Source organism: Variovorax paradoxus (genome assembly GCF_902712855.1).
Taxonomy (GTDB): domain Bacteria; phylum Pseudomonadota; class Gammaproteobacteria; order Burkholderiales; family Burkholderiaceae_C; genus Variovorax; species Variovorax paradoxus_Q.
Window position 1 is genome coordinate 5,211,889 of sequence record NZ_LR743507.1, and the last position, 20,755, is coordinate 5,232,643.

Here is a 20,755-nt window from a genome sequence, read left to right on the forward strand (position 1 = left end):
CATGTTGACCAAGACCAAAGACCCCCAGGGCGGCTCGCCCGTCCTCACGCCGCGCGACTGGGAAGCCCACCCCAGCTACATCTACCCGGGCTACAAGTCGACCGTGAAGCGCGGTCCGCAGAAGCCGCTCATTCCGCTGAAGGCCTCGCTCGGCGAGCTGCAGCAGCCGGTGTACGGCCACGACAGCATCGGCGAGTTCGACCACGACCTCACGCGCAACGCGCGCAGGAACGGCGAGCCGCTGGGCGAACGCATGATCCTCACCGGCCAGGTGCTCGACGAGCGCCGCCGCCCGGTGGCCAACACGCTGGTCGAACTCTGGCAGGCCAACGCCTCGGGCCGCTACGTGCACAAGGTCGACCAGCACGACGCGCCGCTCGACCCCAACTTCCTCGGTGCGGGCCGTTGCCTGACCGACAGCGAAGGCCGCTACCGCTTCCTCACCATCAAGCCCGGCGCCTACCCGTGGGGCAACCATCCGAACGCCTGGCGTCCGCAGCACATCCACCTGTCGCTGTTCGGCCAGAGCTTCGCGAGCCGCCTCGTCACGCAGATGTACTTTCCCGGCGACCCGTTGCTGCAGTACGACCCGATGGTCACCGGCACGCCCGAGCGCTACCGCAACCGGCTGATCGCCGACTTCAGCCTCGACATCACCGAAGAGGGCTACGCGCTGGGCTACCAGTTCGACATCGTGCTGCGCGGCGCGGACGAAACGCCTTTCGAGAACCGCTGAATGAAATCCTCCCCCAGGCTTCGCGCACTTCGTGTCGCTTCGCCCACCCCCTCGCTGGGGCAACACCTGCGGCCCGGCAAAGCCGGTTCCGCGGTGTTTCTGGCGCTGGCCGCGGTGAGCTCGTGCGTCGCGCCCGGTGCAACTGCCTGCCGGACAACTGAAAGAACACTATGCCATTGATGACCGCACAGGAAGCCGACTTCGGCCAGACCCCCTCGCAGACCGTGGGCCCCTACTTCGCCTACGGCCTCACCGCCACGCAGTACGGCTACGACTTCGACCAGCCCTTCGACGCGGTGCTCGCGCTCGACAACGCCAAGGGCCAGCGCATCCGCCTCGAAGGCCGCGTGATCGACGGCGACGGCAACGCGATCAACGACGCGCTGGTCGAGATCAGCCAGCCCGACGGCGAAGGCCGCTATCCGCAGACGCCCGAAGAAGCGCGCGCCATGGGCTTTCGCGCATTCGGCCGTGTCGGCACCGGCACCACCGAAGGCAACCGCTTCGTGTTCCACACCGTGAAGCCCGGCGCGCAGTCGCCCGGCGAGGCACCGCACATCAACGTGATCGTGCTGATGCGCGGCCTGCTGCTGCATGCGTTCACGCGCGTGTACTTCAGCGACGAAGCCGAAGCCAATGCGAACGACGCGGTGCTGCAGAGCGTGCCGGCCGATCGCCGCCACACGCTCATCGCCGAACGCGTGGTGAACGGCGGCGCGGTGAGCTACCGCTTCGACATCCGCATGCAGGGCACGGACGAGACGGCGTTCTTCGACGTCTGATCTCAGGGAAATCCCCGACGCAAAAAAGCCCGCTTGAAGCGGGCTTTGTTTCTTGCGTGCAACGAAGCGCCCGGCCCGGGCGCCTGCCGGCTTATTCGGCGCCGTGGTGGATGCGCGATTCGGGCACCGTCTTCAGCTCGCCGGGCAAGGTGCTGATGTAGCTGGCCAGGGTCTTGAGCTCGGCGTTGGTGAACTTCTTTTCCTCGACCTGCTGGCCCATCACCGCATTGGAACGGCCGAGGTGCGCATTGTTCTTCACGCGGTACGACTTGAGCGCGACGAACAGGTAGTCGGCATGCTGGCCGGCCAGCTTGGGCACGGTGCCGTCGTTCGGCGTGTTGAAGTTGGCGCCGTGGCACTTGGTGCAGCTGTTGTCGGCATTGCGCGTGATGAGCGCCTCGACGTTGGCCGGAGTGGCCTTGGCCAGCGCGGCCGGCGGAGCGTCGCCCTGCTTCACGCCCAGTTGGCTGTAGTAGGCGGCGACGTCGGCGATGTCCTGGTCGGTGAGCGTGTCCGCGATGGCGCGCATCGTCGGATGCTTGCGGTCGCCGCCCTTGTATGCGGTGAGCGCGGCACTGATGTAGGTGGCGCTCTGGCCCGCGATCATCGGTACCTTGTGGATCTCCGGAAAACTGGCCTGGTAGCCGATGATGCCGTGGCAGCCCACGCACATCGCCACCTTCTTTGCCCCGTCCTGTGCCTTGCCAGTGACTTGTTGGGCTTCAGCCGACACCGTCACGGAAGCGACAGCAAGGGCAAACATCGTGGTCAACAACTTGTTCATTTTGCGCGCACAATCTCGTGGAGAGTACAGTTTTTCGGATCAACATTCGATTATAGGCAGGGGTCCTACGGAACCCTGTGCAGGCCAACCCTGAGGCCGTGCGTCGCGAATCGAGTGTGTTCTTTTCTCCACCCCAGCCTTCCCTCTCGGTCATCTCACTCATGAAATTCCAGGGCTCAGACAATTACGTTGCCACGCAGGACCTGATGCTCGCGGTCAATGCGTCCATTACCCTCAAGCGCCCGCTGCTCGTCAAGGGCGAGCCCGGCACCGGCAAGACGATGCTGGCCGAGGAAGTGGCCCAGTCGCTCGGCCTGCCGCTGCTGCAGTGGCACATCAAGTCGACCACCAAGGCGCAGCAGGGCCTGTACGAATACGACGCCGTGAGCCGCCTTCGCGACTCGCAGCTCAAGGACCTCGACGGCGGCGAGCGCGTGAGCGACATCAACAACTACATCGTGAAGGGCGTGCTCTGGCAGGCCTTCACCGCCGACCAGCCGGTGGCGCTGCTGATCGACGAGATCGACAAGGCCGACATCGAATTCCCGAACGACCTGCTGCGCGAAATCGACCGCATGGAGTTCTACTGCTACGAAACGCGCGAGCTCATCCGCGCCAAGCACCGCCCTGTGGTGTTCATCACCTCCAACAACGAGAAGGAACTGCCCGACGCCTTCCTGCGCCGCTGCTTCTTCCACTACATCAAGTTCCCCGATGCCGAGACGATGAAGCACATCGTCGGCGTGCACTTCCCCGGCCTCAAGCAGGAGCTGCTCACGGCCGCCATGAAGACCTTCTACGACGTGCGCAACCTGCCCGGCCTGAAGAAGAAACCTTCCACCTCCGAGCTGCTCGATTGGCTCAAGCTGCTGGTGGCCGAAGACATCCCGCTCGAGGCGCTGCAGAGCAAGGACGACAAGGTCGCCGTGCCGCCGCTGGTGGGCGCGCTGCTGAAGAACGAACAGGACGTGACGCTCTTCGAGAAGCTCGTCTTCATGCAGCGCAACAACCGCTGATCCATGAGCAACCAGAAACACTCCACCAGGCAACTCATGAAGCTGGGCATTGCCCAGGCCGTGATGTTCATGGTGGGCGCGCTGCTGGGCCGCGGGCTCGGGCTGCTGCTGGGCCTCGACGCCTTCGGCAGCGGTGAATACAACAAGCGCGAGCTCATCGGCATCGCGCTCATCGGCCTGGGCGGCGGCGCCGGCGCGCAGGCCGCGCGCTTCTGGTACGTGGGCAAGTACGGCGACCCGCGCGGCTGATCGAGACGCAACCCCGAAGAGAGTCGGTACACAAGATGGCGTTCGTCGAACCGGTCACGCTGAAGGCCCGCGGAATCGCGCTGGTGCCGCTGTCGCTCGATCACGAAGAGGGGCTGCGCGCCGCGGCCGCCGACGGCGAGCTGTGGAAGCTGCGCGTCACCTCCGTGCCCGAACCGCAGGACACGCGCGCCTACATCGAGACCGCGCTCAAGACCGCCGACCGCTTCGCCTTCGCCGTCACCGACGAGGCCACCGGCACCGTGCTCGGCAGCACCAGCTTCCACGACATCCTTCCTGCCGTGAAGCGCGTGGAGATCGGCTACACCTGGTACGCCGCGCGCTGCCAGCGCACGCACGTCAACACCACCTGCAAGCTGCTGATGCTCACGCACGCCTTCGACGCGCTCGGCTGCAACGTGACGGGCTGGCGCACCGACAACTTCAACTTCGCCTCGCAGCGCGCCATCGAGCGCCTTGGCGCGAAGAAGGACGGCGTGATCCGCGGCAACGCGATGCGCCGCGACGGCACCATCCGCGACACCGTCATGTACAGCCTGCGCGCGGGCGAATGGCCCGAGGTCAAGGCGCAGCTGCTGTACCTGCTCGACAAGCCCCGCGCCTGACGCAACCCAGGCCCTACAAGGAGCGTCCTTCATGCTCATCGACTTCTTCTACACCCTGCGCTCGGCCAAGCTGCCGGTGTCGGTCAAGGAATACCTCACGCTGCTCGAGGCGCTGCAGGCCGACGTGGTGGGGCCCAACTCCGACGGCGCCTACGGGATCGACGACTTCTACTATCTCTCGCGCACCGCGCTGGTGAAGGACGAGAAGCACTACGACAAGTTCGACCGCGCCTTCGCCGCCTACTTCAAGGGCGTGGAGATGCTCACCGACTTCACCAAGGAAGTGCCGCTCGACTGGCTCAAGAAGACGCTCGAGCGCGAGTTCACGGCCGAAGAGAAGGCCAAGATCGAGAAGATGGGCTGGGACGAGCTCATGGAGACGCTCAAGAAGCGCTTCGAGGAGCAGAAGGAACGCCACGAGGGCGGCAGCAAGTGGATCGGCACCGGCGGCACCTCGCCCTTCGGCAACGGCGGCTACAACCCGCAGGGCATCCGCATCGGCGGCGCAGGCAAGAACAGGAGCGCGGTCAAGGTGTGGGACCAGCGCGCCTACAAGGACTACGACGACACGCAGGAACTCGGCACGCGCAACATCAAGGTGGCGCTGCGCCGCCTGCGCAAGTTCGCGCGCGAGGGCCACGACGAAGAGCTCGACCTGGACGACACCATCCACTCGACCGCGGCCAATGCCGGCTTCCTCGACATCAAGATGCGGCCCGAGCGCCACAACAACGTCAAGGTGCTGCTGCTGATGGACGTCGGCGGCACGATGGACGAGCACATCCAGCGCGTGGAGGAACTCTTCTCTGCCGTGAAGACCGAGTTCAAGCACCTGGAGTTCTTCTACTTCCACAACTGCGTGTACGACTTCATGTGGAAGAACAACAAGCGCCGCTTCTCCGAAAAGTTCGCGACCTGGGACATCCTGCGCAAGTACAACAAGGACTACAAGCTGATTTTCGTGGGCGACGCCACGATGAGCCCTTACGAAATATTGCAACCGGGCGGCAGCGTCGAATACAACAACGAAGAGGCCGGCGCCGAGTGGATCCAGCGCCTCACCCACACCTTTCCCAAGTTCGCGTGGATCAACCCCGAACCGCAAGGCGTGTGGCAGTACCGCCAGAGCATCGCGGTGATGCAGCAGCTCATGTCGAACCGCATGTACCCCCTCACCCTGCGGGGCCTCGAGGAAGCGATGCGCATGCTGTCCAAGTAGGACGAAGCCGTCTATGTCGCCGGCTCCTCCTGGAACCGGCGGGGCTTGCTGTCAAAATCCGCCCATGGTCAGGGTGGTTCCAGTTTCCTTGCCGGCTTGGTGGCCGGCTTTGCTTTTTTCAGGCGTCCTGCTTCTGCAAGGCTGCAGCCTGCTGCCGGGAAAAGGCAAGGAGCCCGCCGAGGGCCGGCCCGCCGCCGGCATTGTGCGCAGCGGCCCCGCGGCCGACGGCAACAGCAGCGAGGACCAGGGCGGCTCCGGCAAGAAGGACGACAAGGGCAAGGCCGGCGCGAAGCGCGATGCCTTCACCGTCGACGTGCGCGGCCCCGAGGCGGTGCGCGACTATCTGAAGCTGCACCTCGAGATCCAGCGCTATCGCGAGCTCGACGATCTCGGCGCCACCGAGATCTCGCGCCTCATGGTGGCCGCCGAGTCGAACGCGCGCGAGTTGCTCGGCACGCTCGGCTACTTCACGCCCACGCTGACGCTGGAGCTCAACGAGACGCCCGAAAGCACCAAGGCGCCGCGCGAGATCGTCATCACCGTGTCGCCGGGCGAGATCACCAAGGTGAGCAACGTGCAGCTCAGCTATGCGGGCGCCATCGCGGACGATCCGTCGGCAGAGTCGCAGCGCGATTCGATCCGCACCAACTGGGCCCTGCGCGCCGGCCAGCCGTTCACCCAGCAGGCGTGGGACGACGCCAAGACCGTCGCGCTGCGCAGCCTCACTGCAAAGCGCTTTCCCACCGGCACCATCGAGATCAGCCGCGCCGAGGTCGACGCAGACCGCCACGAGGCGCGCCTGAGCGCCACCTACCAGTCGGGGCCGGCCTACAAGTTCGGCCCGCTGGTGCTGCGCGGCATCCAGCGCTACGACCCCGACGGCGCGCGCCGCATCGCGCGCCTGCCCAGCGGCCAGGACTACGACCAGCAGAAGCTGCTCGACGCGCAGCAGCGCCTGGCCAGCAGCGGCTACTACGACTCCGTGTTCCTCACGCTCGACACCGACAGCGGCAACCCGCTGGTCGCGCCCGTCATCGCACAGCTGCGCGAGGCGCCGCTTCAAAAGGTGGTGCTGGGCGTGGGCTTCACCACCGACAACGGCCCGCGCCTGTCGATCGACCACATCCACAACCAGGTGCCGCTGCTGGGCTGGCGCGCGGTTTCGCGGCTGTCGGTCGACCGCGACATCAAGTCGCTGAGCACCGAGCTCAAGGCCATTCCCGACGACCACGGCTGGCAATGGTTCACCGGCGCCGAACTCAAGAGCGAGCAGTCGGGCAGCTACGTGGTCGACAGCGGCCGCCTGCGCGGCGGGCGCAGCAAGTCGAGCGACCACATCGACCGCAGCTACTTCCTGCAGTACGACTACGCGCAGAACCGCGGCATCGACGCGCCGCCTTCGGCCTCGGCCGTCACCGCCAACTGGGGCTGGACCGGGCGCTACTTCGACGACAACTCCGCGCCCACGCGCGGCTTCGGTCTGGCGCTGGAAGTGGCCGCGGGCTACACCCTCACCGGCGAGCAGGTGCCCTTCACGCGCACCTACGCGCGCTGGCTCGGCGTGGTGCCGCTGGGCTCGGCCGAGGACAAGGAGACCCGCGCGCGCCGCAGCCGCCTGCAGCTGCGCGTGGAAGCCGGCGCCGTGTCGGCGAAGGACAGTGCGCAGATCCCCTCGACGCTGATGTTCCTCACCGGCGGCGACACCACCGTGCGCGGCTACAGCTACAAGCAGATCGGCACCATTCGGCCCGACGGCCAGACCGTGGCCGGCCGCTACCTCGGCGTGGCCAGCGTCGAGTGGCAGCGGCCCTTCGTCTACCAGGACAAGCTCACCGCCTGGGAGAGCGTGCTGTTCGTCGACGCCGGTGCGGTGGCCGACAAGCCCGGCGAACTCAAGCCCAAGGTGGGCGTGGGCGTGGGCGCGCGCTGGCAAAGCCCGGTGGGGCCGGTGCAGGCCGACCTGGCCTATGGCGTGGACACGAAGAAGTTCCGCCTGCATTTCCGGCTGGGCTTCACCTTCTGACCGCGTGCCGATGAGCGACGACACCGAACCGACATCCGCATCCGCCGGCGCGCCCGCCCCGGTGGCGGCGCCCGTGCGGCGTTCGCGCGCGCGCCGCGCGGCGCGTGCCTTCGCCTGGACCGTGGCCGGCCTGCTGCTCGCGGTGCTGCTGCTGGTGGCCGGCGCGTGGTGGTACATCGGCTCCAACAAGTCGCTGGCCTTCGCGCTCGCGCAGGCCGCGCAACGCCTGCCGGCAGGCCAGACTCTCGAAAGCCGCGACGTCACCGGCTCGCTGCGCACCGGCGGCCACATCGGCTGGCTCAAGTACCAGAGCGAGAGCATCGCCGTGGAGGTGAACGACGCCACCATCGGCTGGACGCTGGCCCCGCTGTTCGAACGCAAGGTGCAGCTCGGCGAGGTGCACGCGAAGCAGGTGCTCATCGAGAAGCGCGGCGCGCCCAGCGAGGAGCCCGTCAAGCCGCTCGAGCAGATCGTGCTGCCGGTGGAGGTGGAGCTGCCGTTCCGCATCGACGAAGTGCGCTGGGCCGGCCCGCCCGTGCTGCAGGCGCTCAACCTGTCGGGCAACTACAGCTACAACAAGGCCTCCGAGCACGCGCTGGAGATCAAGGGCGTCGACATTGCCGACGGCCACTACAGCGCCCGCGTGAAGCTGCAGGGTACGGCGCCCATGGCCATCGACGCCGCGCTCGACGGCCGCGTGAAAGCCCCGCTCGCCGAGGACCGCCGCATCGAAGTGCTGGCCGCCGCCACCGTGAAGGGCACGCTCGCCGGCACCGGCGCGCGCCTGCAGGTGGCCGCCGAACTCAAGCCCGCCGAAGAGAACGCCGACGCCCCCATGCAGGCCAGCCTGCAGGCGCAGATCGCGCCATGGTTGCCGCAACCCGTCATCGACGCCAGGGCCGACCTGCGCAACGTCGACGCCTCCACGCTGTGGCCCGGCGCGCCGCAGACGCAGCTCACCGGCAACGTCGAGCTGCAGCCCGACGCCGACACCGGCCCCGCCGCCTGGAAAGCCTCGGCCGACGTGCGCAACGCCGTGCCCGGACCGTGGGACAAGGCGAAGCTGCCGCTCGAACAGGTGAAGGCGCGCGTCGGCTTCGACGGCACCAGCTGGAGCATTCCCGAAGCCACGGTGCGCGCGGGCGGCGGCCGCATCGACGCCGCCGGCAAGTGGAGCCCCGCGCCCTCGCCATGGCAGGCCCAGGCCACCGTGCGCGGCGTGCGGCCCGGCGCGCTGTACAGCGAGCTCTCGGGCGCGCCCGTGAGCGGCACGCTCAAGGCCGAGCAGAAGGAAAGCACCATCACCTTCGACACCGCGCTGCGCGCCGAAGGCGGCGCAGGCAGCAAGGCCCTGCCCGGCTTCGCGCTCGACCGCGCACTGGCCCAGGGCCAGTGGAAGGACCAGGTGCTCGACCTGCGCACGCTGCGCATCGAGGCCCAGCGCGCCAGCGTCGACGGCAAGCTGCAGGTGCGCGTGGCCGAACAGGCCGCCAGCGGCAAGCTCGGCCTGGTGCTGCCGGGCGGCAGCGCGCAGGTCGAAGGCCGCATCGCACCGAACGCGGGCGGCGGCGACATCAAGGCCAGCATCGACGACGCCGACACCGTGCAGCGCTGGGTGCAGGGCCTGCCGGGCCTGTCGAAGGTGTTCGCCAGCACCAGCGCCAAGGGCTCGGCCAGGCTCGACGCCAGCTGGCAAGGCGGCTGGCAGACCATCCAGCGCCGCCTCGAGAACGCCAACGCGCCCGCGCAGCGCGGCGTCACCGAACCCAGCCTGAAGGCCATGCTCGGCGTGCCGCGCCTCGACCTGATGCTGCCCGCCGCGCAGCCCGGCGCCGCCGCCACCGAGATCCAGTTGCGCGACCTGCGCGCCGACCTCGCCGGCACCCTGGCCCAGGCCGCGCTCACGCTCAAGGGCCAGGCCGCCACCGGCACGCAGAAGTTCGACATCGACACCCGCGCCAGCGGCGGCATCGCCGGGCCGGGCCAGTGGCGCGCCGCCGTCGCCAGCCTCAGGCTGCAGGCACAGGACAGCACTGCCACCGGCAACCCGTGGGTGGTGGAACTGAGCCGCGAGGTCACCGCCACCATCCGCACCGCCGGCGGCAACGCACCGCGCCTCGACGTCGAGGCCTCCGCCGCCGCGGCCACGCTGCGCGGCCCGGTGCCCGGCACCGTGCGCATCGACTGGCAGCCGCTGCGCTTCAGCCAGAGCGGCGCGGCGCCCAACCAGGTGTTCCGCCTGCAGTCGAAGGGCGAGCTCAAGGGCCTGCCCATGGCCTGGGCCGGTGCCTTCGGCGCCGACACCACGCTCGGCGAGTACGGCATCAGCGGCGACCTGCTGTTCGACGGCGACTGGGACATCGACGCCGGCGACACCCTGCGCGCCAAGGCCCGCATCGCACGCCAGAGCGGCGACATCCGCGTGCAGGCCGGAGAGGCCGCGCTGGTCACGCGCATCACCAGCAGCGGCACCGGCACCGCCAGCGAACGCACCATGAACGCCGCATCGGCCGGCGGCGAAGCGCCCAGCACGCCGGCCGGCCTGCGCCAGGCCGAGCTGCGGCTCGACGCCGAAGGCGACGCCGTGCGCGCCAGCCTCGCATGGGACAGCGAACGCGCCGGCAAGATCGACGCCGACCTGAACACCCGTGTGCAGCAACGCGCCGGCGGCTGGCAGTGGGCGCCCGACGCGCCGCTGGGCGGCACCATCAAGGCCAGCCTGCCGAACCTGGGCGTGTGGTCGATGCTCGCGCCGCCGGGCTGGCGCATCGCCGGCACACTCGACGCCAGCGCCACGCTGTCGGGCAACCGCGACGTACCGCGCTGGAACGGCACCCTGGGCGCCGACAAGCTCGCGCTGCGCGCACCGGTGGAAGGCCTCGACCTGCGCGACGGCCGCCTGCGCGCCACCCTGAGCGGCGAGCGCGTCGACATCACCGAATTCACCCTGAAGGGCGGCGCCGGCAGCAATGCGCGCATCGGCGGCCAGAGCGGCAACCGCAGCACAAACGCCAGCGAGGCCCGCACCGACGGCGGCACGCTCTCGGCCAGCGGCAACCTCGCGTGGGGCCCCACCAGCGGCGCGGCCTCGGGCATCCGCATGGCATTGCAAGGCCAGTTGCGCGCGCTGCGCGTGCTCGTGCGCACCGACCGGCAGGTCACGCTGTCGGGCGACCTGCAGGCCAAGCTCGACAACGGCCAGTTCAGCGTGCGCGGCAAGCTCCGGACCGACCGCGCCGTCATCATCCTGCCCGACGAGACCGCGCCCAGCCTGGGCAGCGACGTCGTCGTGCGCTCCGCCGCCAAGGACCGCGAGGCCGCCGAGGCCGCGAAGCGCGAGTCGGCACGTGCCGACGCGCAGGCGGCCAGGCCGCAGACCGCCAAGCCGCCGGACATCGTCGTCAACTTCGACCTGGGCGACGACTTCGCCGTGCAGGGCCGCGGCATCACCACCCGGCTCGAGGGCGACCTGGAGATCAGCAGCACCAAGCTCAATGCGCCGCCGCGCATCACCGGCGAGGTGAAGACCGTGAAGGGCCAGTACCGCGCCTACGGCCAGCAGCTCGACGTCGAAACCGGCGTGGCGCGCTTCAACGGGCCGTTCGACAACCCCGCGCTCGACATCCTCGCCATTCGACCGAACCTGTCGCAGCGCGCCGGCGTGCAGATCACTGGCAGCGCGCAGTCGCCGCGCGTCAAGCTGTACTCGGAGCCTGCGCTGTCCGACGCCGAAACGCTCTCGTGGGTGGTGCTGGGCCGCGCCTCGGCCACCAGCGGCGGCGAGTCGGCCCTGCTGCAGCAGGCCGCGCTGTCGCTCATCGGCAAGATCGGCGGCAGCGGCACCGGCGGCGGCCTCGCCAGCCGCTTCGGGCTGGACGAACTCGGCTTCAAGGGCCCCGGCAACGGCGGCGACCTGCGCGAATCCGCCGTCACGCTGGGCAAGCGGCTGTCGAAGGACTTCTACATCACCTACGAACGCAGCATCGGCGGCACTTTCGGCACCCTGTTCATCTTCTACGACCTCACCACCCGGCTCACGCTGCGGGGGCAGGCGGGGCAGACCAGCGGGGTGGACCTGATCTACACCGTCAAGTACGACTGAGCGGGCGCGGGTCGCAGGCAAGACGCGCCAAGCTGGTAAAGTGCGGGCCGCGCTTCAACGCAAACGTCTTCGTAGTTCAATGGATAGAACGGGGTCCTCCTAAGACTCAGATACAGGTTCGATTCCTGTCGAAGGCACCATTTCAAAGTCCGGCAGAGCTCCAGCTCTTCCGGACTTTTTCGTTTTCAGCGGGTGCAGATCGCAGCATGCCGGCTGCGGTCATTCCGCTATCGGCGCGCCCGTGCGAGGCGGCACGGTCGATGCGTGGCCGATCGACGGATCGTCGTTGGGAACGGCTGCTCTGCAGCGCCACGATCAGACAACGAGTGCAGTCTTTTGTGACCCCACGCCTCGCGCAGCACATGCCACGGCATTTCGAGAACTACTGGGCATTTGCGTTTCCTGTCTCGCGCAGTTCCTCTCTAAAGTGGGTGCCCTCATCCCCCAAAGCCGCGCTATGCAGGCAAGGAGCGCAACACCCTTCCAGCACTTGAACGAACCAGCCGCCTGCCTCGCAGCGGGTCATCGAAAGCAGAGGCTGCACCGATGCAAATGCGAAGTATCAAAAGGCGACGGCCGGGATGCTCTAACACCCCAGCCGTCTGACCAAGTGAAGTGCCCAACCGTTGAAAGGAAGCACCCCAAATGGCTACCTCGAATATAGCCCGCCCCTCCACGCCCCTCGTCTCCACCGAAGCCGACATCGACCCTGTCGCGCTTCTGGAAGAGCGCAGCACGCAGCTCTACTCGCTGCTCTGCTACTGCCACGGCAACGGACACCCGCAGCAGGAAGACGCGGGCCCCGAGCATCGCAACAACGTGTTCTGGCTGAGTTCCGTGCTCGCGAAGGAAGTGATGGACCTGATCCAGGTCTGCCTCAAGCGCAAGCCTTAGACGGCTTGGGCGACATCGCCAGCGTGTCTGCTCCACGGCCTTCGCTCGCGTCGGCCGTGGACTGCGGCAAAACGCGGGTCCGGTGCCGGCGCGCCATCGACGCTGTGCAGACAGGACCTCCGGCAACCGAAACCGGCCCGATGCATCGCGCGCGGTTAGCGTCGTCCGGTCACGGCAGAATGTCGCGACGGGCCGGAGCCGGCCCGAATGCCGTCGCTCAAGCCGACGCACCCGTTCGAGCAGCCTGCCTGCGCGCCCTTCAAATCGACGAGGTCACTCCGTGCCTGTTGCCCAGCTCTCCGTTTACTTCTTTCTTCAGATCGCCGTGATCATCGCCGCCAGCCAGCTGGTGGGCCGGCTGGCGCAGCGCGTGGGCCAGCCCCAGGTGGTCGGAGAGATGATCGCGGGCGTGCTGCTCGGGCCGTCGCTGTTCGGGTTGTTCCTGCCGGAAGTCCAGAAGGCCCTGTTTCCCAAGGAAACGCTCGGCATGCTCTACGTCGGCGCCCAGCTCGGCGTGGGCCTCTACATGTTCCTGGTCGGCACCGAGTTCCGTGCCGACCACTTCAGGAACCGGTTCAGGAGCGCCGCATCGGTATCGGCCGCGGGCATCGCCGTGCCGTTCGTCCTGGCCTTCATGCTCACCCCGTGGCTGCAAGGCATTCCCGGGCTGTTCGCAGAGCGGGTCCGGCCTTTCGAGGCCGCGCTCTTCATGGGCGCGTCGATCGCGATCACGGCCTTTCCGATGCTCGCGCGCATCATCCAGGAGCGCGGGCTGGCCGGCACCTCCCTCGGAACCCTGGCGCTCACGGCGGGTGCGGTCGACGATGCGGCGGCCTGGTGCATCCTCGCGATCGTGCTGGCCGGCTTCGGTGGATCGTGGGCGAGCGCCTACGTGGCCATCGGCGGCGGCATCGGGTTCGCACTGTTCATGATCTTCGCCGGCTCCAGGTTGCTGCGGCGGCTGGCGATGCACGTCAGCCCGACTGCACCGCTGCCCACTTCGGTCCTCGCGCTCGTCTTGGTCCTCTTCGCGCTGAGCGCATTCGCCATGGACGCCATCGGCATCCATGCTGTCTTCGGCGGCTTCCTGCTCGGCGCGGTTCTCCCGCGGGGGGCGCTCACGCAAAAGCTGCGCGAGATGCTGCAGCCGTTCACAGTGGTGTTCCTGCTTCCGATGTTCTTCACCTATTCGGGACTCAACACGCGCCTGGGCGTCCTCATGGACCCGGGGATCCTGCTGGCGGCCTTGGTGATCCTTGCCGCGTCCTTCGGCGGCAAGGGCATCGCTTGCTGGGCGGCAGCCCGCGCCTCCGGCGAGAGCAAGCGGGACGCCATGGCGATCGGCTCGCTGATGAATGCGCGCGGCCTAATGGAACTCATCATCATCAACATCGGCCTGGCAGCCGGCGTCATCCTCCCCGGCCTGTTCTCGATCCTCGTGCTGATGGCGATCCTGAGCACCTTGATGGCGACGCCGCTCTTCAACTTCGTGACCCGGCAGCAACCCGGCGGTGCTGCTTCATCGGTCTGAGGGGCATCCGGGCACGTGGCCAAGCGGCTGCTTGCAGGCGCGGCGCAGGCGCCGATGCCGATTCACCTGCGCACGTAGCTCTTCGCGCCGCTGTCGCTCAGGCAGTACTGCCCGCCGCGCGGCCCCGTGCAGATGCGGCCCGACCTGCACGCGCAATCGCCCGCAGCGCCAGCCGGCGATGAAGGTGCGAGCAGGTTGCGCACTGCACCGCTGCCACCACCGCCTTGCGGCCCCGTGCAGACCTTCTTCGATCCACTGATCGATCCGTCATTGCAGACGAACAGCGCACCCGAGCAATGCGACACGCCGCCCTTGCTGCCCGAGCACGGGTAGTTCGCCGAAGCGGCAGTGCAGACGAAGGCCAGCGCGCATGCGCCGAGCACCAGCAGGACTTTCATGCGGCCGAAGCTAACATCGGCCGCCCCGCACGCATCTGCTGGTGTTCCCTGCCCTCTCCTCCTCTCGTCTCCTCTCCTCTCGTCTCGCGCATCCATGCTCATCGCATCGCAGTTCATCGCCGCCATCGCCCTGCTCGCCGCGCTCCACGTCACCGTCGTGGCCCTGCTCGGCCGATGGCTCGGCATCGCGATCCGGGAAGTGTCCTTCGGCATGGGCCCGGCGCTGCTGAGTGCCGGCGTGTTCAGGCTGCGCGCATTGCCGCTCGGCGGCTCGGTGGTGTTCAAGGACACGCAGACCGAAGCCCCGCCCTCCGGTGCCATCGACATCGACATCGACAAATGGGCCGTCGATGCCTTCGACCACCAGCCGCGCGCGGTGCGCGTGCTGTTGCCGCTGTGCGGCGTCGCGGCACTCGCCGCAGTGGCCTTCGCGCTGCACCCCGGGTCGGCAGGCGCCAGCGCGGCGCACGGCTTCGCGCAGTGGGTGTCGGGCGCGCTTGCGCCGTCGTCGACCGCCCTGCGACTCATCGAAGGTGCAACGCGCGTGGCGTCGCTCGGCTTCACGCCGCTTCTCGGCATGCTGGCCGCGAAGCTCACGGCGCTGAACCTGTTGCCGCTGCCATCGATGGCGGGCGGGCAGGCTCTGCTTGCGTTGCTGGACCCCTCGCCGCGCGACATGCCGCAATGGAAGGTGTCGCTGCTGCAAGGCTCGGTCTGGCTGCTGCTGGCGCTCGCACTGTCATGGGCCGCGGCCGTCGGCATCTTCGCGTTGGGCCGCTGACCGCGCAGCGTCGCTGCCGCCCGGGCCACGAGGTGGCACCTACCCAGTTTCGGTGATTTGCTTGCGGCGCCAAAGCCGCTCCAATCGGCCGCGCCCCTTTGGTGGTGGCACGCAAGCAAGACATCACGATTCCCCGCATTGCCATCGGGTCTCGAAGGGGCGGCCCGGCGGCAGTCAATGCCAAGTCACACGCCGCCGCTCTAATGCGGCACGGGACCTCTCCTGCCTCATCGCCACCCGTGACCACCGACACCCGACCTGCCCCCTCTCCCCGCCCCGCAACATCCTCGGCCGACGCCTGCTGGCCACCTTCACCGCCGTGCTGCTGCTGACCCTCGCGGGTTCCGGCATCGGCATCCGGTCGCTGGCCAAGGTCGACGAGGCCACGCGCGAAGCGATCCAGGAGCGCAGCGTGTCCGAGCGCATGGTGGTCGACGCCTACCGGCTGCAGGCCATCAACGCCGAGCGCTACAAGGCGATGGCCCTGAGCTCGGAGCCCGAGGTGGGCGAGATCCTTTCCGCGGACATCCGGTCGACGGCGAGCCAGTACGACGAGCTGATCGCGCAGGTCGGCCAGCGCCTGCAGGACGACGCCGACCGCGCACTGCTCGCGCAGGCCGGCGTCGCCGGCAAGGACTTCGCGGCCGCGGTGAAGGAGCTGATCGCCGCGCGCGACTCGGGCCTGACCGAGCGCATCCGCAACGTGTACGCGCAGCGCTTCCAGCCGAGCTCGGCCGCGCTGCTGGCGGCGGTGTCGAAGCTGGCGCAGTCGCAGCGCGAGGCGATCGATGCGGCCGGCACGCGCATCGCCGAGCTGAGCGCTTCGGCACGGCTGGCGCTGGTGCTGTTCAGCGCCACCGCGCTGCTGCTGGGCGCGGTGCTGGCGCAGTGGCTGGTGCGCAGCATCAGCCGGCCGATCCGCGCGGCCAGCGAGACCGCCGGACGCGTGGCCAGCCTCGACCTGCGGCAGGACATCGAAGGCCATTCGCGCGACGAGGCCGGCCAGATGCTGCTGGCGCTGGGCGCCATGCAGGGCGCGCTGCGCGAGCTGGTGCTTCGGGTGCGCGAGTCGGTGCACAACGTGCGCGCGACGGCCGGCGAGATCGCGCAGGGCAACACCCACCTGTCGGCACGCACCGAAGACGCCGCGGCCAGCCTGCAGCAGACGACGGCAGCGCTCGCGCAGGTGATGCGCAACGTGCACCAGTCCAGCGACGCGGCGGGCCAGGCGGAGCGCCTGTCCGGCGCGGCGGCCGCGGTGGCGGCACAAGGCGGCGAGGTGGTGTCGCAGGTGGTGAGCACCATGCAGGACATCCACCGCGCCTCGCACAAGGTGGCGGACATCACGGGCGTGATCGACAGCATCGCGTTCCAGACCAACATCCTCGCGCTGAATGCGGCGGTCGAGGCGGCCCGTGCCGGCGACGCAGGGCGCGGCTTCGCGGTGGTGGCGTCGGAGGTGCGGCAGCTGGCCACGCGCTCGGCGGCGGCGGCGCGCGAGATCAAGGGGCTCATCGACGACTCGGTGCAGCGCATCGAGGCCGGCACGGTGCTGGCCGGCAACGCGGGCCGGACCATGGACCGCATCGTGGCGTCGATCGGCGAGGTGTCGGGCACGCTCGACGCGATCACGGCCGCCACGCAGTCGCAGATGCGGGACATCGGCCAGATCGACACGGCCGTGGCGCGGCTGGACAGGATGACGCAGCAGAACTCGGCGATGGTCGAGGAATCGGCCGCCGCGTCCACCAACCTGCGCGACCAGGCGCACAACCTCGACACGCTGATCAGCCAGTTCGTGCTGCCGGGCGACGCATCGGTCAAGGGCGAATGGGTGCCTGCACAACCGGGGCGGCCGGTGCGCGCGCAGCGGCTGCAGGAACGGCTGCTGGCGGCCTGAGCGCGCCGGGCCGGCGCTTCAGCGGATCAGGTCCATCGGCGCCACCTGCGGCGAGACCCCGGCGGCGGTGGCGGTCAGCAGCTGGCCGTTCGATTCCTTCCAGCACATGAGGCCGGTGGTGCCCGCGCCCAGCCGGCCGGGCGGCTGGATCGACACCGCCTTCCATCCCTTGCACGCGCCGCCCACGGTGGTGGGCCGGTCGAGAAACAAGTACTCGGTGCCTGCGTCGATCGGCATCACGCCGACCACGCCGGGTGGAAAGGGTTTGCGCGTCTGCGCCGCGGCCGTGGTTGCGGCGGCAGCCAGGACGACGCCAAGGAAAACGATTCGCCGCATCTCTCGGGCCTCCGGGTGGTCGAGGCCCGATGTTACTTTTGCGCTTCGTCGGGTTCGCGCTCGCGCTGTCGCCACGGCTTGTGCCCCGCGGCCGCGGAGCGTGCGCGCACGAACTGGCTGGCCTTCAGCTTCATGCGCGCCACGGCGGCATCGAGCGAGGGCTGCGCCATGATCACGAGCTCCCCATGCCGCAGGCCGTCGAGCGCGATCTCGGCCACGCCGGAATACTCGCCGCTGGAGCCCTGCTTGAAGTGGAACGAGCAGGACCAGCCGCCCGGAAGGTCGACGGAAATGGGAAGTGAGGTCAAGGGTGGGCGCGCGCTCGGGGACGACCCGCGGCCGCTCGGGCGGGCATGTCCATGGATTGGTTTTCTTGTGGGCCCAGTGTCGCCGCGGCACCGGGGCGGTCAATCCCATGAACGGGTTATTCGCGGCCCGTCCGCATGCCGCGCGCAGCCTCACACCACGCGATGCTCTTCCACCACGAACGCCGTGATCTCCGCCAGGAAAGTGAGCGCATGCGCCATGGTGACCTGCCCCTGCGGCGAAGCGAAGGCGGCGTCGAGCGTGCCGGCGCTCTCGAACCACAGCTCGACGATGCCGTCGATCGGCAGCTCGGCGTAGCCACAGGGCGTGCCCTTCACGCGTTCGCGCGCGGTGACCACGTTCTGCCGGTACCCGCTCACGCCGGGCATGCGGCGCACGTGGTCGGCGTGCACCTTCCATTCGCGGCGGAAGTCGTCCTCCGACTGCGCCTGCGGACGGCGCAGCAGCGAGATGCGCTTGAGCAGGCCATGGGGTTCCGGCGGCAGCGCGACGACCTCGGTCTGCGCCACGGTCACGATGTGCAGGCCGCCCAGGAAGTGCGCTTCGTCGGCCCGGATGGCAGCGGCAAGCCCGCCGTTCGTGAACGCCTCCTGCGCCTGCGCGGCGGCGTCGAAGCGCAGCTGCGAGAAGCCGTCGAAATCCCACGGCCCGCGCGCGAAGTCGATGCCGCGCTGCAGCCGATCGACCACCAGGTTCTGCCGGTAGCCGCGGAGTGTGGGCAGTTGCGCCACGAGCGGGCCGTGCCGGTCGCGCCAGTGGCTGCGGAAGGCCTCCTCGGTCCATTCGGGCTTCTTGCGGATCAGGCCCATGCGCAAGGTGGTGGGTTCGGTCATCGATCTGTCTCCTTGTTGTCGAACGAGGTGGCGCCCGCGGCCTGCGCCGCTTCGGCGCGCGCACGGGCCAGGCCCGGCGCGCGCTTGGCCAGCCACACGCCATGGCGCACCGGCCAGCGCCGGTAGCCGGGGTCCGCGCCGAGCGCGGCGGCCGCGTGGTGCGGCCAGTAGGGATCGAACAGCGCCTCCCGGCCGAGCGCGATCAGGTCGGCCTGGCCGGCGGCGAGCACGGCCTCGGCCTGCCGGGCATCGACGATCATCCCGACCGCCTGCGTGAGCACCTGCGCTTCGCGCCGGATGCGCTCCGAGAACGGCACCTGGAAGCCCAGTCCGCGCGGCACCGGCAGCGCGCGCGTCTCCTCGGTGAGGCCGCCGGACGAGCAGTCGATGACGTCGACGCCGCAGCGCTTCAGCTCGCGCGCGAGCACCACCGAGTCGTCGAGGTTCCAGCCGTCGAGCGTGCCGTCGACCGCCGACAGCCGGCAGAACAGCGGCTTGCCCGCAGGCCACGCGGCACGCACGCGCTGCGCGACTTCCAGCGCGAGCCACATGCGGTTCTCGCGGCTGCCGCCGAGCGCGTCGCCGCGGTGGTTGGCGTTGGGCGACAGGAAGCTCGCAACCAGATAGCCGTGCCCGAAGTGCAGTTCGACCACGTCGAAGCCCGCCTTGTCCGCGCGCACCGTGGCGTCGACGAAGTGCTTCACCACCGAGGCGATGCCATCAGCGTCGAGCGCGCGCGGCGCCGACCAGCCGGGGCCGGCCGCCAGCGGGCTGGGGCCGAGGCGCTCCCACGGCGCCTCGTCGGCCGCCATGCGCGCGTCGCTCAGCGCCGCGCCGCCCTCCCACAGCGGCTCGCTGCCCGCTTTGCGTCCCGCGTGCGCGAGCTGCACGCCGATGGCGCTGCCCTGCGCGTGCACGAAGTCGACGACGGCCTTCAGCGGCGCGATCTGGCTGTCGTCCCACAGCCCGAGGTCGGCGGTGCCGATGCGCCCGCGCGGATCGACCGCGGTGCTTTCGGTGAGGATCAGCCCGGCGCCGCCGAGCGCGAACTTGCCCAGGTGCACCATGTGCCACGGCGTGGCATGGCCGCGCTCGGCGGCGTGCTGGCACATCGGCGAGATGACGACACGGTTGGCGAGCACGAGCTCGCGCAGCTTCAATGGCTGGAACAGCAGGGGGTGGATTCGGACATGTGCGCAGGTAGTCGGGGCGGGGTCAGGCGGCCGGCGCAGCGACAGGCCGCGTGCCGAGCCAGGTGCCGCTCATCACCGCGGCAAAGCCGAGCAGGTGCCACCATGTGAGCGTTTCGCCGAGCAGCAGCGCCGCGAACAGCACGCCGAACACCGGCACCCAGTAGAGAAAGACGGCCGTGCGGGCCACGCCGATGACGGAGATCGCACGGTTCCAGATGAGGTTGCCCGCCGCGGTGGCCGCGATGCCGGAGAACAGCACCAGCGCCCACGGCCACGCGCCGGGAAAGAGCTGGGCCGCGCCGGGCCGCGACGGCCCGGACACGGTGTGCACCACCAGCATGAGCGTGCCCATGATGTAGATGAACCAGCTGATCGAGAGCGGATCGACCTGCCGCGCCAGCCGCTGCACGCCCACGCCGCCGACCGCGAAGCTCACCACCGACAGCGCGAGCATCAGGTCGCCAATGCCGGCGCTCGACAGCCCGGCACCGGGGTGGCTCAGCACCACCGCCGCCACGCCCGCGAAGCCCAGCGCCACGCCGAGCATGCGGCGCGCCGTGAAGCGCTCGCCGAACACCAGCGCGGCCATCAGCGCCGAGACCAGCGGGCTCAGCGCCATGATGAGCGCGCCGTTGGTGGCGGTGGAGCGCAGCAGGCCCTGCGCGAACAGGATCTGGTTGGCATAGACCATGAGGAACGCGCAGGCCGCCATCACCGCGAGCTGGCGTGCCGACAGCATCGGCAGGCCGCCGCGCCGCCACAGCACGATGGCGCTGAGCGCACAGCACGCCACTGCCATGCGCAGCGCCGCCAGCGTGAGCGGTTCGAAGGACGCAGTGAGCGTCTTCACCGCCGACACGTTCACGCCCCACAGCACCATCGCCAGCAGCATCCAGCCATGCACGGCGGCGGGTGTGGCGCCCGCGGGGGACGACGATGACGACGGCGCAGGCTGGTTCATTTCAGTCGTTCGCTGGAAGACAACGGTGCGTCACGGCCCCCGGGCGGCGAGGCCACTCCGCGGGCTG

At 69.2% G+C, this 20,755-nt stretch carries 19 protein-coding genes and 1 tRNA gene; 13 read left to right on the forward strand and 7 right to left on the reverse strand.

Annotated features, from left to right (window positions below):
- The first annotated feature begins 1 nt into the window (after position 1).
- Together pcaH and pcaG are read left to right on the forward strand one after the other, a co-directional pair.
- Entirely contained in the window at positions 2-736 is a 735-nt protein-coding gene (gene pcaH / locus AACL56_RS24760; RefSeq protein WP_339092441.1) for a protocatechuate 3,4-dioxygenase subunit beta, read from the forward strand.
- 170 nt (positions 737-906) lie between these two features.
- Positions 907-1,518: a protocatechuate 3,4-dioxygenase subunit alpha gene (gene pcaG, locus AACL56_RS24765; RefSeq protein ID WP_339092442.1), complete on the forward strand. Its 612-nt coding sequence runs from the start codon at positions 907-909 to the stop codon at positions 1,516-1,518.
- A 91-nt stretch (positions 1,519-1,609) separates the two neighbouring features.
- On the opposite strand, the gene AACL56_RS24770 is transcribed toward pcaG, so the two are convergent.
- On the reverse strand, positions 1,610-2,302 hold the full coding sequence (locus tag AACL56_RS24770; protein WP_339092443.1) for a c-type cytochrome: 693 nt from the start codon (positions 2,300-2,302) through the stop codon (positions 1,610-1,612).
- Positions 2,303-2,463: 161 nt separating this feature from the next.
- Here AACL56_RS24770 and AACL56_RS24775 point away from each other — a divergent pair, with 161 nt between their 5' ends.
- The 9 genes from AACL56_RS24775 (at position 2,464) to AACL56_RS24815 (ending at position 13,959) form a co-directional block, all read left to right on the forward strand.
- Entirely contained in the window at positions 2,464-3,318 is an 855-nt protein-coding gene (locus AACL56_RS24775; RefSeq protein WP_339092444.1) for an AAA family ATPase, read from the forward strand.
- 3 nt (positions 3,319-3,321) lie between these two features.
- Entirely contained in the window at positions 3,322-3,567 is a 246-nt protein-coding gene (locus AACL56_RS24780) for a hypothetical protein (RefSeq protein ID WP_126471278.1), read from the forward strand.
- Positions 3,568-3,602: 35 nt separating this feature from the next.
- The gene (locus AACL56_RS24785) at positions 3,603-4,190 is read left to right on the forward strand and encodes a GNAT family N-acetyltransferase (RefSeq protein WP_339092445.1); all 588 of its coding nucleotides are present in this window, start codon (positions 3,603-3,605) and stop codon (positions 4,188-4,190) included.
- A gap of 31 nt (positions 4,191-4,221) precedes the next feature.
- On the forward strand, positions 4,222-5,409 hold the full coding sequence (locus AACL56_RS24790) for a vWA domain-containing protein (protein WP_339092446.1): 1,188 nt from the start codon (positions 4,222-4,224) through the stop codon (positions 5,407-5,409).
- Between the two features lie 64 nt (positions 5,410-5,473).
- Positions 5,474-7,432, forward strand: a complete 1,959-nt coding sequence (locus tag AACL56_RS24795) for an autotransporter assembly complex protein TamA (protein WP_339092447.1) — start codon at positions 5,474-5,476, stop codon at positions 7,430-7,432.
- 10 nt (positions 7,433-7,442) lie between these two features.
- Positions 7,443-11,534 carry a translocation/assembly module TamB domain-containing protein gene (locus AACL56_RS24800; protein WP_339092448.1) on the forward strand — a complete coding sequence of 1,364 codons (4,092 nt, stop codon included), beginning with the start codon at positions 7,443-7,445 and terminating at the stop codon, positions 11,532-11,534.
- 65 nt (positions 11,535-11,599) lie between these two features.
- A tRNA-Arg gene (locus AACL56_RS24805) sits at positions 11,600-11,674 on the forward strand.
- Positions 11,675-12,179: 505 nt separating this feature from the next.
- Positions 12,180-12,428, forward strand: a complete 249-nt coding sequence (locus tag AACL56_RS24810) for a hypothetical protein (RefSeq protein ID WP_339092449.1) — start codon at positions 12,180-12,182, stop codon at positions 12,426-12,428.
- A gap of 82 nt (positions 12,429-12,510) precedes the next feature.
- Entirely contained in the window at positions 12,511-13,959 is a 1,449-nt protein-coding gene (locus AACL56_RS24815; RefSeq protein ID WP_339092450.1) for a cation:proton antiporter, read from the forward strand.
- A gap of 62 nt (positions 13,960-14,021) precedes the next feature.
- On the opposite strand, the gene AACL56_RS24820 is transcribed toward AACL56_RS24815, so the two are convergent.
- Positions 14,022-14,357: a hypothetical protein gene (locus AACL56_RS24820; protein ID WP_339092452.1), complete on the reverse strand. Its 336-nt coding sequence runs from the start codon at positions 14,355-14,357 to the stop codon at positions 14,022-14,024.
- Between the two features lie 94 nt (positions 14,358-14,451).
- On the opposite strand from AACL56_RS24820, the gene AACL56_RS24825 reads away from it, so the two are divergent.
- Together AACL56_RS24825 and AACL56_RS24830 are read left to right on the forward strand one after the other, a co-directional pair.
- A complete protein-coding gene (locus tag AACL56_RS24825) occupies positions 14,452-15,138 on the forward strand; it encodes a site-2 protease family protein (protein ID WP_339092453.1) in 687 nt (228 codons plus the stop codon).
- A 301-nt stretch (positions 15,139-15,439) separates the two neighbouring features.
- Positions 15,440-17,038, forward strand: coding sequence for a methyl-accepting chemotaxis protein (locus tag AACL56_RS24830; protein WP_339092942.1), 1,599 nt, complete (start codon positions 15,440-15,442; stop codon positions 17,036-17,038).
- A gap of 18 nt (positions 17,039-17,056) precedes the next feature.
- Here the strand turns inward: AACL56_RS24830 and AACL56_RS24835 are convergent, their stop codons facing one another.
- From AACL56_RS24835 to AACL56_RS24855, 5 genes are all read right to left on the reverse strand, one after another.
- Positions 17,057-17,374, reverse strand: a complete 318-nt coding sequence (locus AACL56_RS24835; protein ID WP_339092454.1) for a hypothetical protein — start codon at positions 17,372-17,374, stop codon at positions 17,057-17,059.
- Between the two features lie 32 nt (positions 17,375-17,406).
- Positions 17,407-17,682, reverse strand: a complete 276-nt coding sequence (locus AACL56_RS24840; RefSeq protein ID WP_339092455.1) for a hypothetical protein — start codon at positions 17,680-17,682, stop codon at positions 17,407-17,409.
- A gap of 150 nt (positions 17,683-17,832) precedes the next feature.
- Positions 17,833-18,534, reverse strand: coding sequence for an EthD family reductase (locus tag AACL56_RS24845; protein WP_339092456.1), 702 nt, complete (start codon positions 18,532-18,534; stop codon positions 17,833-17,835).
- On the reverse strand, positions 18,531-19,694 hold the full coding sequence (locus AACL56_RS24850) for an NADH:flavin oxidoreductase/NADH oxidase (protein WP_339092457.1): 1,164 nt from the start codon (positions 19,692-19,694) through the stop codon (positions 18,531-18,533). Before AACL56_RS24850 ends, AACL56_RS24845 begins: the two co-directional genes overlap by 4 nt.
- A gap of 55 nt (positions 19,695-19,749) precedes the next feature.
- Positions 19,750-20,688: a DMT family transporter gene (locus tag AACL56_RS24855; protein ID WP_339092458.1), complete on the reverse strand. Its 939-nt coding sequence runs from the start codon at positions 20,686-20,688 to the stop codon at positions 19,750-19,752.
- Positions 20,689-20,755 lie beyond the last annotated feature (67 nt).

Bases quoted from the DNA above. Each gene is read 5' to 3' on its own strand.
- AACL56_RS24820 (WP_339092452.1), bottom strand. From the start codon at position 14,357: ATGAAAGTCCTGCTGGTGCTCGGCGCATGCGCGCTGGCCTTCGTCTGC.
- AACL56_RS24810 (WP_339092449.1), top strand. From the start codon at position 12,180: ATGGCTACCTCGAATATAGCCCGCCCCTCCACGCCCCTCGTCTCCACC.
- AACL56_RS24795 (WP_339092447.1), top strand. From the start codon at position 5,474: ATGGTCAGGGTGGTTCCAGTTTCCTTGCCGGCTTGGTGGCCGGCTTTG.
- AACL56_RS24835 (WP_339092454.1), bottom strand. From the start codon at position 17,374: ATGCGGCGAATCGTTTTCCTTGGCGTCGTCCTGGCTGCCGCCGCAACC.
- AACL56_RS24825 (WP_339092453.1), top strand. From the start codon at position 14,452: ATGCTCATCGCATCGCAGTTCATCGCCGCCATCGCCCTGCTCGCCGCG.
- AACL56_RS24770 (WP_339092443.1), bottom strand. From the start codon at position 2,302: ATGAACAAGTTGTTGACCACGATGTTTGCCCTTGCTGTCGCTTCCGTG.
- pcaG (WP_339092442.1), top strand. From the start codon at position 907: ATGCCATTGATGACCGCACAGGAAGCCGACTTCGGCCAGACCCCCTCG.
- AACL56_RS24855 (WP_339092458.1), bottom strand. From the start codon at position 20,688: ATGAACCAGCCTGCGCCGTCGTCATCGTCGTCCCCCGCGGGCGCCACA.
- pcaH (WP_339092441.1), top strand. From the start codon at position 2: ATGTTGACCAAGACCAAAGACCCCCAGGGCGGCTCGCCCGTCCTCACG.
- AACL56_RS24775 (WP_339092444.1), top strand. From the start codon at position 2,464: ATGAAATTCCAGGGCTCAGACAATTACGTTGCCACGCAGGACCTGATG.
- AACL56_RS24800 (WP_339092448.1), top strand. From the start codon at position 7,443: ATGAGCGACGACACCGAACCGACATCCGCATCCGCCGGCGCGCCCGCC.
- AACL56_RS24785 (WP_339092445.1), top strand. From the start codon at position 3,603: ATGGCGTTCGTCGAACCGGTCACGCTGAAGGCCCGCGGAATCGCGCTG.
- AACL56_RS24780 (WP_126471278.1), top strand. From the start codon at position 3,322: ATGAGCAACCAGAAACACTCCACCAGGCAACTCATGAAGCTGGGCATT.
- AACL56_RS24845 (WP_339092456.1), bottom strand. From the start codon at position 18,534: ATGACCGAACCCACCACCTTGCGCATGGGCCTGATCCGCAAGAAGCCC.
- AACL56_RS24790 (WP_339092446.1), top strand. From the start codon at position 4,222: ATGCTCATCGACTTCTTCTACACCCTGCGCTCGGCCAAGCTGCCGGTG.